This is a genomic window from uncultured Dietzia sp. (assembly GCF_937873725.1).
Lineage (GTDB): Bacteria > Actinomycetota > Actinomycetes > Mycobacteriales > Mycobacteriaceae > Dietzia.
Genome location: NZ_CALMYY010000099.1, coordinates 11,670 through 27,967 on the forward strand (window position 1 = coordinate 11,670; position 16,298 = coordinate 27,967).

15 protein-coding genes are annotated in these 16,298 nt (G+C 70.3%); all 15 read left to right on the top strand.

Annotated features, from left to right (window positions below; translation table 11 throughout):
* Nucleotides 1-56 precede the first annotated feature (56 nt).
* The 15 genes from Q0444_RS09995 (at nt 57) to Q0444_RS10065 (ending at nt 16,289) form a co-directional block, all read left to right on the top strand.
* Complete coding sequence (locus Q0444_RS09995) at nt 57-851, top strand: SDR family NAD(P)-dependent oxidoreductase (protein WP_299023158.1); 795 nt, start codon at nt 57-59, stop codon at nt 849-851.
* A 105-nt stretch (nt 852-956) separates the two neighbouring features.
* Nucleotides 957-2,012: an ABC transporter substrate-binding protein gene (locus tag Q0444_RS10000; RefSeq protein ID WP_299023159.1), complete on the top strand. Its 1,056-nt coding sequence runs from the start codon at nt 957-959 to the stop codon at nt 2,010-2,012.
* A 138-nt stretch (nt 2,013-2,150) separates the two neighbouring features.
* Nucleotides 2,151-3,203 (top strand): ABC transporter substrate-binding protein, encoded by a 1,053-nt coding sequence (locus Q0444_RS10005; protein ID WP_299023160.1) that lies wholly within the window; start codon nt 2,151-2,153, stop codon nt 3,201-3,203.
* A gap of 141 nt (nt 3,204-3,344) precedes the next feature.
* Entirely contained in the window at nt 3,345-4,976 is a 1,632-nt protein-coding gene (locus tag Q0444_RS10010; RefSeq protein WP_299023161.1) for an iron ABC transporter permease, read from the top strand.
* Nucleotides 4,977-5,058: 82 nt separating this feature from the next.
* The gene (locus Q0444_RS10015; protein WP_299023162.1) at nt 5,059-6,168 is read left to right on the top strand and encodes an ABC transporter ATP-binding protein; all 1,110 of its coding nucleotides are present in this window, start codon (nt 5,059-5,061) and stop codon (nt 6,166-6,168) included.
* A 122-nt stretch (nt 6,169-6,290) separates the two neighbouring features.
* Complete coding sequence (locus Q0444_RS10020) at nt 6,291-7,079, top strand: enoyl-CoA hydratase/isomerase family protein (protein ID WP_299023163.1); 789 nt, start codon at nt 6,291-6,293, stop codon at nt 7,077-7,079.
* 54 nt (nt 7,080-7,133) lie between these two features.
* Entirely contained in the window at nt 7,134-7,517 is a 384-nt protein-coding gene (locus Q0444_RS10025; RefSeq protein ID WP_299023164.1) for a Zn-ribbon domain-containing OB-fold protein, read from the top strand.
* Nucleotides 7,517-8,674 (top strand): thiolase family protein, encoded by a 1,158-nt coding sequence (locus Q0444_RS10030; RefSeq protein WP_299023165.1) that lies wholly within the window; start codon nt 7,517-7,519, stop codon nt 8,672-8,674. The genes Q0444_RS10025 and Q0444_RS10030 overlap by 1 nt, the downstream gene beginning before the upstream one ends.
* Nucleotides 8,671-9,885, top strand: a complete 1,215-nt coding sequence (locus Q0444_RS10035) for an acyl-CoA dehydrogenase family protein (RefSeq protein ID WP_299023166.1) — start codon at nt 8,671-8,673, stop codon at nt 9,883-9,885. The genes Q0444_RS10030 and Q0444_RS10035 overlap by 4 nt, the downstream gene beginning before the upstream one ends.
* Nucleotides 9,882-10,874, top strand: a complete 993-nt coding sequence (locus tag Q0444_RS10040; RefSeq protein ID WP_299023167.1) for a phosphotransferase family protein — start codon at nt 9,882-9,884, stop codon at nt 10,872-10,874. Before Q0444_RS10035 ends, Q0444_RS10040 begins: the two co-directional genes overlap by 4 nt.
* A 26-nt stretch (nt 10,875-10,900) precedes the next feature.
* Nucleotides 10,901-12,124, top strand: coding sequence for an acyl-CoA dehydrogenase family protein (locus Q0444_RS10045; RefSeq protein WP_291080976.1), 1,224 nt, complete (start codon nt 10,901-10,903; stop codon nt 12,122-12,124).
* Entirely contained in the window at nt 12,121-12,885 is a 765-nt protein-coding gene (locus Q0444_RS10050; protein WP_299023168.1) for an SDR family NAD(P)-dependent oxidoreductase, read from the top strand. The genes Q0444_RS10045 and Q0444_RS10050 overlap by 4 nt, the downstream gene beginning before the upstream one ends.
* Nucleotides 12,885-13,649, top strand: a complete 765-nt coding sequence (locus tag Q0444_RS10055; protein WP_291080980.1) for an SDR family NAD(P)-dependent oxidoreductase — start codon at nt 12,885-12,887, stop codon at nt 13,647-13,649. Before Q0444_RS10050 ends, Q0444_RS10055 begins: the two co-directional genes overlap by 1 nt.
* Nucleotides 13,646-14,722 carry an NAD(P)-dependent alcohol dehydrogenase gene (locus Q0444_RS10060; RefSeq protein ID WP_299023169.1) on the top strand — a complete coding sequence of 359 codons (1,077 nt, stop codon included), beginning with the start codon at nt 13,646-13,648 and terminating at the stop codon, nt 14,720-14,722. The genes Q0444_RS10055 and Q0444_RS10060 overlap by 4 nt, the downstream gene beginning before the upstream one ends.
* A 70-nt stretch (nt 14,723-14,792) precedes the next feature.
* Entirely contained in the window at nt 14,793-16,289 is a 1,497-nt protein-coding gene (locus Q0444_RS10065; protein ID WP_291080986.1) for a class I adenylate-forming enzyme family protein, read from the top strand.
* The last annotated feature ends 9 nt before the right edge of the window (nt 16,290-16,298 follow it).

Sequence of the window (16,298 nt, forward strand, 5' to 3'; positions counted from 1 at the left end):
GGTCCCGGCACCGTCAGCGCACCACCGAGTCAACCGACCAGAAGAGGACAGACATCATGACCACCGCACACACGAGCAGGTTCGAGGGAAAGGTCGCCGTGGTGACCGGGGCGGCCTCGGGCATCGGCGCCGCCGTCGCGAGGCAGCTGGCGGCGGAGGGGGCCCGGCGGGTCCACGTGGTGGACCTCGCGGCGGGGGCGGCGGGGGCGGTCGCCGCGGAGGTCGGGGGGACCGCGCACGGCGTCGACGTGGCCGACCCCGACGCGGTCCGTGCGCTGTTCGAGGCGATCGTGGGCGCGGACGGGCGGGTCGACGTGGTGGTCCACGCGGCCGGGATCGACGACCCCGTGGCCAAGGGGCACATCTACGAGGCCGCCGAGAAGGGGGAGCCGGTCGACGTGCTGTCCCGGCTCGAGGACTCCGCGTGGCGGCGGATTCACGCCGTCAACCTCGACGGCACCTTCCACATCCTCCGCGAGGCCGTCCGCGCCATGCGGGGCGGCGGCGGGGGAGCGATCGTCACGGTCGGCTCCTCCGCCGCGTTCGACACCCTCGTCGGCTACCCGCACTACGCCTCCTCCAAGGCGGCGGTCCACGCCCTGAGCCAGTCCGTCGCCAAGGAGGTCATCCACTTCGGCATCCGGGTGAACACCGTGGCCCCGGGCCCGGTGGACACCGCCATGGCCGCCCGCACACCGGAGTCGGTCCGCAGGCGCATGAACGAGGGCAGCGCGTTCGGCTACGCCACGGCGGAACAGCTCTCGGAGAGCATCTGCTACCTCGCCTCGGACCAGGCGTCCAACGTCGTGGGCGCGGTGCTGCTGAGCAACGGGGGCCGTTTCACCGTCTGATCTCCCGCGCGGCCGCCGTTCCCTGGACAAAGTGTGACTGGTCTCATACGATGAACTGAATTGAGTTCAAATCGGTGGACTCGATCTGCTCGAAAGGGAACATCCATGAGGTTCACCAGGATCGCCTCCGCGACCGCGGGGCTCGTCACCGCCGCGCTCGTGCTGTCGGCATGCAGTACGGGCGGGGGCTCGGAGTCCGAGCTCGCCGGGTCGTGGGACGAGATCGTCGCCGCGGCCAACGAGGAGGGCAGCGTGACGATCTACTCCAACCACGCCCCCGCCAACCTCGAGGCGCTCAAGGTCGCGTTCGAGCAGGAGTACCCGGGGATCGATCTGACGTACGTCCGCGGCACGGACACGGATCTCCTGCCCAAGGTCGAGGTGGAGAACCAGACCGGGAACGGGGTGGCCGACGTCCACATGACGACGGACGCCGGGTGGATCAGCCGCAGCCTCGACTCGGGCCAGTACTCGGTCGAGGTCGTGGCGCCCGGTCTCGAGAATCCCGACTACCGGGCCGAGGACGGCGTGCTCGAGGACACCTTCTTCGTCTCCAGCGCGACCTCGATCGGGCTCGCGTGGAACACGACGAACGTGCCGGAGGGTCTGGAGTCCCCCGAGGACCTGTTGGACCCGCGCTTCGACGGCAAGGTCGGCGTCGTGAGCCCGGCCGGGTTCCCCGCGGTGGTCCACATCTACCGCCGCATGGACATCGACTACGGCACGGACTTCGTCCAGCGCCTGTCGGAGGGCGGACCCCGGATCTACTCCAGCGGGCCGGGGGTCACCCAGGCGCTCGCGTCGGGCGAGGTCTGGGCCGCCCCGGGTGCGTCCATGGACGTCCTGGTCGAGCGGGACAAGGGCGCGCCGGTCGACTTCGCGCTCCCGGAGAACCCGATCGGCATCCCGTTCTACTCTCACGTCCTGTCGGCGGCGCCCAGCCCCAACGCGGCGCAGGTCCTGGCGGACTTCATGATCTCCGCCAAGGGGCAGGCGGCCCTGTCGAAGAACTACATCGCCGTTCTGCCGGGCATTCCGGGAACCGGCGTCGAGGGGTCCGACGTGGTGGCCCAGGACATCGAACTGGCGGACCCGGACACCCTGGAGCCCGACGCCGTGCAGGCGTACGTGGCCGAGTGGGAGGGCCGGTTCATCGGCTGAGGTGGGGCAGGGGCACCCGAAAGTGGGTCTCCCATGTTCACGCCCGTGAGGTATTGCGTGCGGGTGACCCACGTCATATAGTTTACCTGAAGTAAGTTCAGTTCGGCCCCGGAGAGGGGCCACCTAGAAGGGGAACAGATGAAGTTTTCCAAGCTCAAGACCGCGGTCGCGGGTGCGGCGGCCATGGCGCTCGTCCTGACCGGCTGCGGGTCCGACGGAGGCTCGGGTTCCGAGCTCGCAGGCTCGTGGGACGAGATCGTCACCGCCGCCCAAGAGGAGGGGAACGTGACGATCTACTCGACGCATTCCCCCGACAACCTCGAGAAGCTCAAGAAGGCGTTCGAGGCGGAATACCCGGGAATCACCCTCACCTACGTCCGCGGCACCGACGCGGACATCCTGCCGAAGATCGAGGTGGAGAACTCCACCGGATCCGGTGTCGCGGACGTCCACATGACGACCGACGCCGGGTGGATCGCCCGCAGCGCCGAGACGGGATACTCCGCGGAGGTCGTCGCGCCCTCGCTGGACAACCCCGAGTACAACGCCGCCGAGAGCGTCCTCGACGACAAGTTCTTCCTCACCAGCGCCACGGTCTTCGGTCTCGGGTGGAACACCGCGAACGTGCCGGACGGGCTGAAGACGCCGGACGACGTGCTCGATCCGCGGCTCAAGGGCAAGGTCGGCATCCAGAACCCCAACGGGATCCCGACCTACGTCGACATGTACCGCAAGATCGACGTGGACTACGGGGCCGGCTTCCTGGCCCGCCTGGCGGAGATGGAGCCGCGCATCTACCCGAGCGCCGTCGCGATCACCCAGGCCCTCGCGTCCGGAGAGGTGTGGGCGGCCCCGATGGCGGCGAGCAACATTCTCACCGAGCGCGCCAAGGGCGCGCCGGTCGACTTCGCGCTCCCCGAGAAGCCGTGGGGCGTGCCGTGGTACTCGCACGTGCTGGCCTCGGCCCCGAACCCGAACGCCGCGCAGTTGCTGGCGGACTTCCTCATCACCCCGAAGGGGCAGGCGGCCATCTCGGCCGACTACCTCTCGGTGCTGCCCGGAGTCCCGGGGACCGGCGTCCCGGGATCCACGGTGACGGCCCAGGACGTCGAGCTGGGAGACCCCGACACGCTCGATCCCGAGTCGGTCGAGAAGTTCCAGGTCGACTGGGAGCAGAAGTTCCTGCGGTGACCCATCGCCGGCCCGTGGCGCAGCCCCGCTGCGCCACGGGCCGGTCGCCCGCTGCCGACATCCCCCCGGCGCATGACTAGAGACAGAGGCCAGACCGACATGACAAGTCCAGGTTCACGAACGATGTGGCGACACCGCCTGATGTATCTGCCGCTCGTTCTGGTACTCGGGTACCTGGTCGTGTGGCCGCTGTACAAACTCCAGTCACTCGCGTTTGCCAACGGTGCGCGCGGCTACCGGTCGCAGTACGGCCGGGCCGACATCATCGACACCCTCCAGACCACGGCGGCGCTCGCGTTCTTCTCCCTCGTGATCGCGATGGTGTGCGGCACGGTTCTCGCCTTTGCGACAACCCGGCTGCCGCGCCGCATGGGGTTCCTCAGGCTGGTCCCGATCCTGCCGATCGTCATCCCCTCCGTCGCCAACGTCGTGGGGTTCGCGTTCCTGCTCTCCCCGGGACCCGGCTACGTCAACATCCTGCTGCGGATGCTGCCCTGGTGGACCGACCTGCAGTCCGGCCCGATCAACGTGTACAGCCCCACCTGGATCATCATCATCACCGGCTTCAGCCTGACGTCGTTCGTGTATCTCTTCGTCAGCGCCGGGATGCAGAACATCAGCGGCGAGCACCTCGAGGCCGCGCAGATCAGCGGGTCCACCACCGTCGGGACGTTCTTCAAGATCGTCCTTCCCCTCCTGCGCCCGTCGCTCATCTACGGCGCCGGCGTGGCGCTCCTGCTCGGGTTGGGTCAGTTCACCGCGCCCCTGCTGCTCGGTCAGAACGAGGGTGTGAAGGTCCTGGCCACGGAGATGTACCTGCGGGCCTCCGAGTCGCCCATCAACTTCGCCGCCGCCGCTGCGGCCGGATCTCCCCTGGTCGTGGTGGGCATCCTCGTCGTCCTGGGTCAGAAGGCGCTGCTGGGCAACCAATCGCGGTTCGTCACGCACGGTGGCAAGTCGTTCTCCCCGGTCGGCGGGTCCTCGCACTGGGCCACGGTGATCGTGGGGCTCTACGGGCTGGTCGCCCTGATCCTTCCGCTGGCCGGCGTGATCATCGTGTCGCTCACCCCCTACTGGTCCGGGGACCTGTCGTGGGACCTGTTCACCCTGAGCAACTACCAGGCGCTCTTCACCACCCCGGGGATCGTCGACTCGGTGGTCACGAGTGTCACCACCTCGATCATCGCGGTCCTGATCTGTGTGCCGATCGGCTTCGGCGTGGCCAACCTCATGGTCCGCAGGCAGGACCTGCGGATCCTCCGCACGGTCGCGGACATCATCACTGCCCTGCCGATGGGCATCCCCGCCGTGATCTTCGGCGTCGGGTTCCTGCTCACCTACACCGCGCCGCCGCTGATCCTCTACGGCACCAAGGCCGTGATCGTGCTCGTCTACGTGGTCCTGATGATCCCGTTCGCCACCCGGATGCAGCTGACCGCACTGATCTCGATGGGGGACAAGTACGAAGAGGCGTCGGCGGTCTCCGGGGCCGGGCCGCTGGCCACCATGGCCAGGATCACCCTTCCGATGCTCCGTCCGACGATCCTCAGTTCGATCGCCCTGATGTTCATCCTCCTGACCCACGAGTTCGCGGCCTCGCTCATGGTCCGCTCGGCGACCACCCAGGTGATGGGCACGCTGCTCTACGACCACTGGAGCAACGGCTCCTACACGCTGGTCGCCGCCATGGCGATCCTCATGTCGGCGGTCACGGGTGCCGGCGTGGCGGTCGCGATGTTGGTGGGCGGCCGCAACGTCCTGGAGAAGCTGTGACGCCGTACCGCGGGTGTACGCCCGCCCTGTTCCGAGTTGTCCCGGCCGAGCGTTCGCGCCGGCACGAATGTGAGGAAGTCTGATGACCGCCAGAATCGAGATCTCCGGTCTCACCAAGCAGTACGGAACCAACGTCGTCGTGGACGAGCTGGATCTGGAGATCGAGGCAGGGGAGTTCCTCGTCCTCCTCGGCCCGAGTGGGTGCGGGAAGACCACGACCCTGCGCTGTCTCGCCGGCCTGGAGACGCCGGAGAAGGGGTCGATCACCTTCGACGGCGAGCCCATGTTCGACGCGTCCGGTCGGGTCAACGTGCCGCCCAACAAGCGGAGCATCGGGATGGTGTTCCAGTCGTACGCGCTGTGGCCCAACATGACGGTCCGCAAGAACATCGCCTACCCGCTCAAGGCCCGCAAGATGAAGGACGCCCTCAGCGGCGGGCGCGTGGAGCAGGCGGCCGACATGGTCGACTGCGGGCACCTGCTGGACCGCTACCCCTCGCAGCTCAGCGGCGGCCAGCAGCAGCGGATCGCGGTCGCGCGGGGGATGGCGGCCCGTCCGGATCTGGTGCTGTTCGACGAGCCGCTGAGCAACCTCGACGCGCTGCTCCGCGACCAGGTGCGGACCGAGATCCACCGACTCCACACCGAACTCGGGTTCGGCGCGGTCTTCGTCACCCACGACCACTCCGAGGCGTTCGCGCTCGGCGACCGGCTGGCGATCATGAAGCACGGGAAGATCGAACAGCTGGCCACCCCGCAGGACGTGTTCGACAACCCGGCGAGCGAGTACGTGGCCGACTTCATCGGGATGTCCAACAGGCTCGAGCTCCACCGCACCGGTCTCGAATGGACCACCGCGGCGGGGACCGAACTGCCGTTGCGATGCGACATGGGGGATCTGCCCGCCGTGTCGGCGAGGCTGTGGCCCGACGACATCACCCTCCACCGGGCGGACGAGGACGTCTCGTCCAGGGAGGTCGTGCTGGACGCCACGCTGCTGTCGGCGGAGTTCGGCGGGCGCTACTACGACGTCCAGGTGGGGGCCGGCCCCGAGCAGTACCGGTTGCGGGCCTCGTCCGCGGTCCACGGCGACTGGCTCCGGCGCGCGCAGCCGGGGGAGCCCGTCGTGATCAGCTTCCGATCCGAGAGCCTCAAGGTGTACCCCCTGGAGCAGGCCGCCTCGCTGGTCTGACCGCGCCGAACCGGCGCGGATCCGCAAGAACCGAACAAAGTTCAACTCAAGGGTTGACGAGACCGTCACGACACTGTAGACATGAACTGAATCCAGTTCAGGAAACCACGGAAGGAACGATCATGGTGCAGACCGATCACGTGCTGTTGGAGAAGGATGGCGACGTCGCCCGCGTGTGGCTCAACCGCCCGCACGTCAAGAACGCCGTCACGGTGGAGCTGCTCCACCGCCTGGACGAGATCATCAAGGAGGTCGACGCCGATCCCGACCTCAAGGTGCTCGTGCTCCGCGGTGTGGAGAACCAGTTCTGCTCGGGCTTCGACCTCAACGAGCTGCTGGGCGACTTCGTCGGTACCACCAACGCCATGGACGTCGGCGTCCTCTCGGCGCAGGTGTGCGACCGCCTCTACTCGATGAACACCCCGTCCGTGGCCGTCCTCGAGGGCTACGTCACCGCCGGTGGCTTCGAGCTCATGATCTCGTGCGACTTCGCGATCGCCGCGGATGACGCCAAGATCGGCGACTTCCACATCCGTCGCGCCCTGTTCGGCGGCGCCGGCCCGATCTACCGCCTCCCGCGGATGATCGGCCTGCGCAAGACCAAGGAGCTCATGCTCACGGGCAAGCTGCTCTCGGGCAAGGAGGCCAAGGACTTCGACCTCATCAACGACTCGGCCCCGGCCGACAAGCTCGACGAGTGCGTCGAGGACTTCATCGGGCAGCTCACGGACAAGAGCCCGTTCATGATGAAGCTCACCAAGATGGCCGTGAACCAGGGCCTCGACGCCGACATCAAGTCGCTCATGATCATGGAGCACTTCGCCGTGGGCAACTCGCTGCAGTCGGCCGACGGCAAGGAGGGCGTCCAGGCGTTCCTCGAGAAGCGCGAGCCCAAGTGGGTCGGCCGCTGATCTGACGGTCTGATCACGGAGCGGGAAACGTCTACGGAACCAGGAGTGCACACGATGACCGAGAACCAGAACCTCTCACCGCGGCTGCGGGGGAGTCGGTGCCTGCACTGCGAGACCGTGGCGTTTCCCGCCTCCGTGAGCTGTCAGCGCTGCGGTGGGTCCGAGACCACCGAGATCGACCTGTCCACCACCGGCACGGTGTGGACCGCGACCATCCAGCGGTTCCCGCCCAAGTCGCCGCCGTACGTGCCGCCCGCCGGGGGCTTCCGCCCCTACGCCGTCGGCTACGTCGCCCTCCCCGAGGGCGTCAAGGTCGAGGCCCTGCTGGACGGCACCTCGCCGATCGAGCTGATCGGCCGTGAGGTGGTCCTGGTCGAGTCCGATCCGGTGCCGAGCTTCGCGCTCGCCACCACCACCACGAACGAGGAGGAGGTCTGATGTCGGACGTGCACATCGTCGGCGCCGGGCTGTCGAAGTTCGGCCGCCAGGACGGGGTCACCGGTCGCCAGATGGCCGTCACCGCCATCCGGACCGCGCTCGCCGACGCCGGCCTGCAGTGGTCCGACGTCCAGGTCGCCTTCGGCGGCAGCGACAGTTCGGGGCTGGCGGACACCCTGGTCGCGGACCTGGGCCTGACCGGCATCCCCTTCACCAACGTCAAGAACGGCTGCGCGACCGGCGGCAGCGCCCTCGTCTCGGCGATCAACGCCATCCGCTCCGGTGCGGCCGAGGTGGCCCTGGCCGTCGGGTTCGACAAGCACCCCCGCGGCGCGTTCGACCCCAAGCCCGGGGACTGGGGCCTCACCGAGGGCTACGGCACCCACGGGCTCATGGTCACCACGCAGTTCTTCGCCATGAAGATCACCCGCTACATGGCCCTCCACGGCATCTCGGAGACCACGCTGGCCCGGGTCGCGGAGAAGGCCTACCGCAACGGCGGGCTCAACCCGAACGCCTGGCGGCGCGATCCCAAGACCCTCGCGGAGATCGCGGGATCCCCGATGGTCAACGACCCGCTCACCCAGTTCATGTTCTGCAACCCGGGGGAGGGCGGGGCGGCGATCCTGCTCGCCTCCGAGTCGGTCGCGGCCCGGATGGGCGGCCGCGCGGTCTCCGTCCGCGCGGTCTCCACCGGCACCCGGCCCTTCGGCAGCTTCGAGGTCTTCGCCCCGTCCGTCCAGGGCCAGGGCGAGCCCAGCAGCGTGAGCACCGAGGTGGCGCGCCGCGCGTTCGAGACCGCGGGCGTGTCCCCGGCCGACATCGACGTGGCCCAGCTCCAGGACACCGAGTCCGGCGCGGAGATCATGCACCTGGCCGAGTGCGGGTTCTGCGAGGACGGGGAGCAGGAGGGGATGCTCGAACGCGGCGAGACCGAGATCGGCGGACGCCTCCCGGTCAACACCGACGGCGGCTGCCTGGCGAACGGCGAACCGATCGGCGCCTCGGGCCTGCGGCAGATCCACGAGATCGTCACGCAGCTGCGCGGGGAGGCCGGCGCCCGCCAGGTCCCCGGCGACCCGCGGCTCGGATTCACCCACGTGTACGGCGCGCCCGGGATCAGCGCCTGCACGGTCCTGGAAGGAGGTCGGCGATGACCGGCTCGACCACGGAGCAGACCGACGGACTCCGGAGCTTCCTCGATGCGGCCCGGACGTGGCTCGGGACGGTGGCGAGCCCCCGTCAGGCCCGGCCCTGGGGTGAGGGTTCGGACGCCGTCGTGGTGTTCGAGAACTGGACCGCCGAGCAGGAACGCGAGGAGACCGACCGCAGGCGCTCCTACGAGCAGGCCAAGTTCGACGCCGGGTTCGGCGCCCTGACCTGGGGGTCCGAGTACGGCGGCCGGGACCTGCCGATCTCCTACGACCTCGCCTTCCGGCGTCTGGAGGCGGACTACGACCTCCCGCAGCGCACCGAGATGTTCCCGGTGACCCAGCAGCTCATCGCCCCGACGATCGCGCAGTGGGGCACCCCGGAGCAGCGCGCGGAGTACGTCAGCGCGATGCTGCGGACCGACTTGATCGCCTGCCAGCTGTTCTCCGAGACCGAGGCGGGTTCCGACCTGGCCGCCGTCCGCACGCGGGCGGTGCAGAAGGACGGTCGATGGGTGCTGAACGGCTCCAAGGTGTGGACCTCCGGCGCCCGGGTGTCCGACTACGGCGTCGCCGTGTGCCGCACCGATCCGGACGTGCCCAAACACCAGGGCCTCACCGTCTTCATCGTCCCCATGGACGCCCCGGGCGCGACCGTCCGCCCCATCCGCCAGATGACCGGTGGGACCTCGTTCAACGAGGTCCTGATCGACAACGTCGAGCTGGACGACTCCTTCCGGCTGGGCCCGGTCGGGCAGGGGTGGAAGGTCGCCCTCACCGTCCTGGCCGCCGAACGCCTGGACTCCGGGAACCTGGGACTGGACAACGCCGACCAGGCGGTCGAGCTGGCCCGCAACGCCGGACGCGAGCTCGACGCGCTGGAACGGGACGCGGTCGCCGACCTCGTCACGCGCAGCTTCGTCCAGCGGCTCGTGGGCATGCGGGTGGCCGCCGCGGTCGGCGCCGGGCGCGAACCCGGCCCCGAGGCCTCGGTGGGCAAGCTGCTCGCCACCGACACCATGGCCCGCACCTCCGAGACGGTCCGGCTCCTGCTCGGGCCCGACCTGACCCTCCGCGGCGACGAGTGGGGGACCTGGGCGTGGACCGAACACGTCCTCGGCGCCCCCGGCTACCGCATCGCGGGCGGCACCGACGAGATCCAGCACAACATCCTCGCCGAGCGCGTGCTCGGTCTTCCCCGGGAGCCACGACCATGACGACCAGCGAGACGACCGACACCACGACGAGCCATGAGGCGCAGCTGCGCGACCGGGTGATCACCGGCCTCGAGGCGCAGGGGGTGGAGGGGCCGTTCGGTCCGCTCGACCCCATGCTGGGCGGCCACTCCGGCCTCACCTACCGCATCGCGGGCGGGGCCGAGGAGTTCGTCATCAAGTCCGTGCCGCCGGGCCAGAAGTCCGTCGGGCGGCACGACATGCTCAGGCAGGCCAGGATCATGTCCGCGCTCGCCGACACCGCCGTCCCCGTCCCCGGCATCCGGGCCACCGACGAGCAGTCCCCGGCGTGGTTCGCGATGGACCTGGTGCGCGGGGAGTCCCTCGAGCCGGTCCTGGACGACCCGGCCGTCGACCCGCCACTGGCCGCCGCGCGAATGCGGCGGGCCGCGGAGATCCTCCCCGCGCTCCACGCCGTGCCGTTGGAGACCCTGCCCGTCGACGGCGAGGTGCTCTCCCCGGGGGACGAGCTCGCGCGCTGGGTCCGCACGATGGGCGCGGTCCCGCCCGAGCTCGTCCCCGACGCGGACCGGCTCGAGGGCCTGCTCACCGCCGCGATCCCCGACGCCGTCGCGCCGGTCCTGGTGCACGGCGACTACCGGCTGGGCAACATCCTCAGCGAGGGAACCGAGCCGGCCGCCCTGATCGACTGGGAGATCTGGAGCCCGGGAGACCCGCGCGTCGAGCTCGGGTGGTTCCTCGTGTTTGCCGACGGCTCGAACTTCCCCGGCGTGGGCCGCGAGGTCCCCGGTCTGCCTGCGGCGGAGGAGCTCATCGACATCTACAGCGCCGCGGCGGGCCCGCTCACCGACTTCACCTGGTTCGACGCCCTGGGCAGGTTCAAGATGGCGGCCATCATGGGGCACAACCTGCGGCGCCACCGCGAGGGACGACACCACGACCCGGCGCAGGAGCTCCTGCCCGACACCATCCGCCAGCTCATCGTCACCGGCCTCGACCGGCTGGCCTGACGCGACACCCGAGAAACGAGAGAACCATGGATTTCGCGTATTCCCCGCGGACGGCGGAGCTCGCCGAGAAGCTTCACGTGTTCATGGACGAACACGTCTACCCGGCCGAGGACGTCTACAACGCCCAGATCGCCGCGAACGAGAACCCGCACGAGCAGCCCCAGGTCATGCGCGACCTGCAGGCCACCGCCCGCGACCAGGGACTGTGGAACCTCTTCATGGCCCACGACAACCTGGGCGCCGGCCTGACCAACCTCGAGTACGCGCCGCTGGCGGAGATCGTCGGTCGCTCGCTCATCGGCAACGAGGCGATCAACTGCTCGGCCCCCGACACCGGCAACATGGAGATCCTCGCCCTCTACGGCACCCCCGAGCAGAAGGAGCAGTGGCTGCGGCCGCTGCTGGACTGCGAGATCCGGTCGGCGTTCGCCATGACCGAGCCCGAGGTGGCGAGTTCGGACGCCACGAACGTGTGCACGAGCGTCATCCGTGACGGCGACGAGTACGTGATCAACGGTCGCAAGTGGTACGCCTCGGGCGTGCTCGACCCGGACTGCAAGCTCATGATCGTGATGGGCAAGTCCGACCCCGACGCGTCGACCTACCGCCAGCAGTCGATGATCCTCGTCCCGACCGACGCCGAGGGTGTCACGGTGGTCCGCGACCTGCCGACGTTCGGCTACCACGACCGGCTGGGCCACGGCGAGGTGCTCTTCGAGGACGTCCGGGTCCCGGCGTCCAACATGCTCGGCGTGGAGGGCGGCGGATTCGAGATCGCCCAGGGCCGCCTCGGGCCCGGCCGCATGCACTACGCCATGCGCGCGATCGGCATCGCCGAGCGGGCGCTGCAGATGATGTGCCAGCGAGCCACCGACCGCGTCGCGTTCGGCGAGCCGCTCGCCAAGCGCGGCGTGGTCCGGGAGTGGATCGCCCGCAGCCGCGTGGAGATCGATCAGATCCGGCTCATCACGTTCAAGGCCGCCTGGCTCATGGACACCCAGGGCAACGCCGCCGCCCGCATGGAGGTCGCCGCGATCAAGGTCGCCGCGATGGAGACCGCCCACCGGGTGGTCGACCGCGCCGTGCAGACCTACGGTGCGGCCGGGGTCAGCGACGACACCGTCCTGGGCCGGTTCTACGCCCTGACCCGCGCCCTGCAGATCGCGGACGGACCCACCGAGGTCCACCTGCGCACCATGGCCCGACTGGAACTGAAGAAGTACACCCCCTCGACGGAGGCCGCGCGATGAGCACCCCCACCCGACTTCTCGACGGCAAGGTCGCGCTGGTCACCGGCGCCACCCGCGGCCTGGGCAAGGCCATGGCGCTGGCGCTGTCCGAGGCCGGCGCCACGGTGATCGTCTCCAGCCGCAAGGCCGATCAGTGCGAGGCCGTCGCGGCGGAGATCACGGCCGCCACGGGCACCGCGGCGTACCCGCTCGCCCTCCACGTGGGGGACTGGGACGCCATCGAACCCGCCGTGGACAAGATCGTCGCCGACCACGGATCGATCGACATCGTGGTGAACAACGCCGGGATCGCACCGCTGGCGCCGTCGGCGTTGGAGGTCTCCGAGGCGCTGTTCTCCAAGACCATCGACGTCAACCTCAAGGGGCCCTTCCGCCTCATGGCGGTCGCCGGAGATCGCATGGTCTCCGCCGGCGGCGGCTCGATCATCAACATCTCCAGCATCGGCGCCGAGCGCCCGAGCCCGCCCGAGGCGACCTACGCCGCCTCCAAGAACGGGCTCAACGCGCTCACCCGGGCCTTTGCCCAGGAGTACGCGCCCACGGTGCGGGTCAACTGCGTCATGCCGGGGGCGTTCGCCTCCGACATGGCGGCGGACTGGGACTCGGAGTTCCTGGGCCTGGTCGTGAACCGCCTCCCGGCGGGGCGCCTGGGTGATCCCCGGGAGATCGCGGGCATGGTCGTGCACCTGGCCTCCGACCAGGCCGGCTACACGACCGGCGCGATCATCCCGGTCGACGGCGGACGCACGGCGGTGTACTGATGCCCACCCCAGCGGAGCTCTTCGATCTCACCGGCAAGGTCGCCGTGGTCACCGGCGCCTCCTCCGGGCTGGGTGACGGGTTCGCCCGCACCCTGGCGGCGGCCGGGGCGACGGTCGTGGCGGCGGCGCGGCGCGCGGACCGCCTCGAGACGCTCGCGGCGGACCTGCCGGGGCTGGTCCCGGTGGAGTGCGACATCACCGTCCCCGGGGATCGGGAGCGGCTGATCTCGACCGCGACGCAGATCACGGGCGGGATCGACATCCTGGTCAACAACGCCGGCCGTCCGGGTCCGCCGGACGCGCTGTCCGAGAGCGCGGAGGAGTTCGACGACATCCTGCGCGTCAACCTGACCTCGGGCTTCCATCTCTCGGTGGCCGCGGTCAAGGCCCTCCCGGAGGACCGGGGACTGTCGATCGTCAACATCTCCTCCGTGGTGGGGCTCGTGTCGACCGCGCCGATCGGCGGCGCGGGCTACGCGGCGAGCAAGTCCGCCGTGATCGGGACGACGCGGGAGCTCGCCGGCCAGTGGGGACGCCGCGGCGTGCGGGTCAACGCGGTGGTTCCCGGGTGGTTCGACACCGAGATGACCGACGGGCTGTTCACCAACGACAAATCCGCGGGCTGGGTCCGACGGAACTCGATGCTCGGCCGCGGCGGACGCCCCGGCGAGGTCGACGGGGCCGTGCTGTTCCTCGCGTCGGACGCGTCCAGCTACGTGACCGGACACGTCCTCACCGTGGACGGCGGGTGGACCGCCCGATGAGTGCCGCCGCGCCCGCCGGGGTCACCGGGGAACCGCCCGCGACCATGCGGGCATGGCGCCTCCACGCGTGGGGCAGCGGCCCGACCCTCGACAGGGTGGCCGTTCCCCGTCCGGCGCCCGGCGAGGTCCTGCTCAAGGTGGACGCGGCCGGTCTGTGCCACTCGGACCTCCACATCATGGACGCCGCCGAGGGCGTCCTGCCCTACGAGTTGCCGTTCACCCTCGGACACGAGGTGGTGGGGACGGTCGTCGCGGTGGGGGACCGGTCCGACTCTGAGTGGATCGGCCGCACGTGCGGCGTCCACGGCGTGTGGTCGTGCGGCTCCTGCCGCAAGTGCCGCGGCGGCCGGGACAACTACTGCGTCGACCTGCGGGGGCCGATCGGCGGCGGGACCGGATACGACGGCGGGCTGGCCGAGTACATGCTCGTGCCCGCCACCCGGCACCTCGTCCCCGTGGACCCGGGCGCCGGACCGGCGCTCGCCCCGTTGACCGACGCCGGGCTCACCGCCTACCACGCCGTGGTCTCACAACCGGTCGAGGTGTCCGGGGCGATCGTCGTGGTCATCGGCATCGGCGGACTGGGCCACCTCGCGCTACAGGTGCTGAGGGACCGGTCGCCGGAGGTCGTGGTGGCCGTCGATACCCGGCAGAGCGCCAGGGAGCTCGGCCTCACGCTGGGGGCGGATCACGCGGTCGCCTCGGTCGACGAGGCGCGCGCCCTGGTGGAGCGCCTCTCGGACGGGTCCGGGGCCGATCTCATCCTGGACTTCGTCGGCGCGCAGGCCACGATCGACGCGTGCCCGTCCATGCTCGCGACCGGAGGCGCACTCGCCGTGGTCGGGTCGGCCGGCGGTCGACTCACCGTGGACAAGCAGGGCTCCGTCCCGCGCGGCTGGCGGGGCGCCGCGCCGTTCTGGGGTCCCCGCCATCATCTCGCCGAGGTGTTCGACCTCGCGGCGTCCGGGGGGCTGTCGGCCGTCGTGGAGGTGCGGAGCCTGGACGAGGTCCCCCGCGCCTACGAGGACCTGCGCCACGGCCGGGCGTCCGGCCGCCTCGTCGTCGTCCCCTAGGGCGGACACGGCGTCGTCTCACTCGGCGCCCGGGGACCCACCGGATCACGAAACTACAAGGAGTACGTCAATGAAGCAGCTCGCACAGGACGTCCTCGAGCGCGCGTCCCGCACGCCCGACGCCGTGGCCGTGGTCGACGGCGAGGGCACGCACACCGTCGCGGAGGTGCTGCGGCAGGCCCGGGAACTCGCCGACGTGCTGCAGGCGGCGGCGGACGGGCCGGCCACCGTCCTGGTCCGCGCCGACAACTCGTGGCGGACCGTCTCCGCGGCCGTGGCCGTGGGGCTCACCGGCGGACTTCTCGCGGTGATGAGCGGGCACGCGACGCGGTCGGAGTTCGACATCGCCGCCGAGGACCTGCAGCCCGACGTGGTGGTGGCACCGACCGCCACCGCCGAGGTGTGGGGGCTCTCCGACCACGGATACGTGCCGGCCGGCACCGCGCTTGAGGGCTGGTCGGTCTCAGGGCGTCCCGACGGCGGATCCGCGGGTGTCGAGCGGTGGCGCGGGGGGGTGGTGGCCGCCATGACCTCGGGCTCCACCGGTCGTCCGAAGTGCGTCATCCAGAGCGAGGACTCGCTGCGGTACGCGGGACGGTCGACCATCGACGCGGTGGGCCTCGAGTCCGGGGACGCCGTCGGGGCGCTCGTCCCGCTGTCCTCCGCGGCGGCGATCTGCTTCGGCATGTACCTGCCCACCATGCTCGGCGGCGCGATGGTCGCGCTGGACAAGTGGAACCCCGAGACCGCCGTCGCCCTGCTGCGCGATCAGCGGGTCGTGTGGACGATGCTCGTGCCCACCATGGCGCTGCAGCTCACCCTGGTCGACGGGTCCGAGGGGTCGCTGACCGCGATGCGCGCGATGACCGTCGGTGGTGGTCCGATGAACCAGAAGGCCCTGCACGACGCGGAGGTCAGGCTGGGCACGACGATGCTGAGGGTCTTCGGCATGTCCGAGTGCCTCGGCCACACCACGCCGCTGCCGGGTGACGACGTGGACACCCGGCTCGGCCGGGACGGCCGCCCGTTCCCGGGGACGCAGTCGCGGGTCGTGGACGAGAGCGGCGAGCCGCTCGGCCCGGGTGAGCTCGGCTCCCTGCAGGTCAGGGGCCCGTCGATGTTCGTCGGCTACGCGCGCGACGGGGTGCCGGTCGCGCCCGACGTCACCGAGGACGGGTTCCTCGTCACCGGCGACCGTGCCGTCCTGCACGAGGACGGCAGCGTGAGCATCCGTGGCCGCGAGAAGGACCTCATCATCCGCGGCGGACGCAACATCGACATCAACGAGATGGAGGCGGCGCTGGCCGCGATCCCCGGGATCCACCAGGTGTGCGTGGTGCCGGTGCCCGATCCGGTGCTGGGCGAGCGGGCCGCCGCGCTGGTGGTCTCCCAGGGTGAGGCACTGGGCCTCGACGAGATCCGCGCCCACCTCGAGGCCGCGGACTTCCCCAAGTTCAAGTGGCCGGAGTTCGTCCGGTCCGTCTCCGCCCTGCCGCAGTCGCGCGTCGGCAAACTCGACCGGAAGAGCGCTGCCACGCTGGCCGCGGAGTTGTTCGGTGAGGAATGAGTGCGGAGG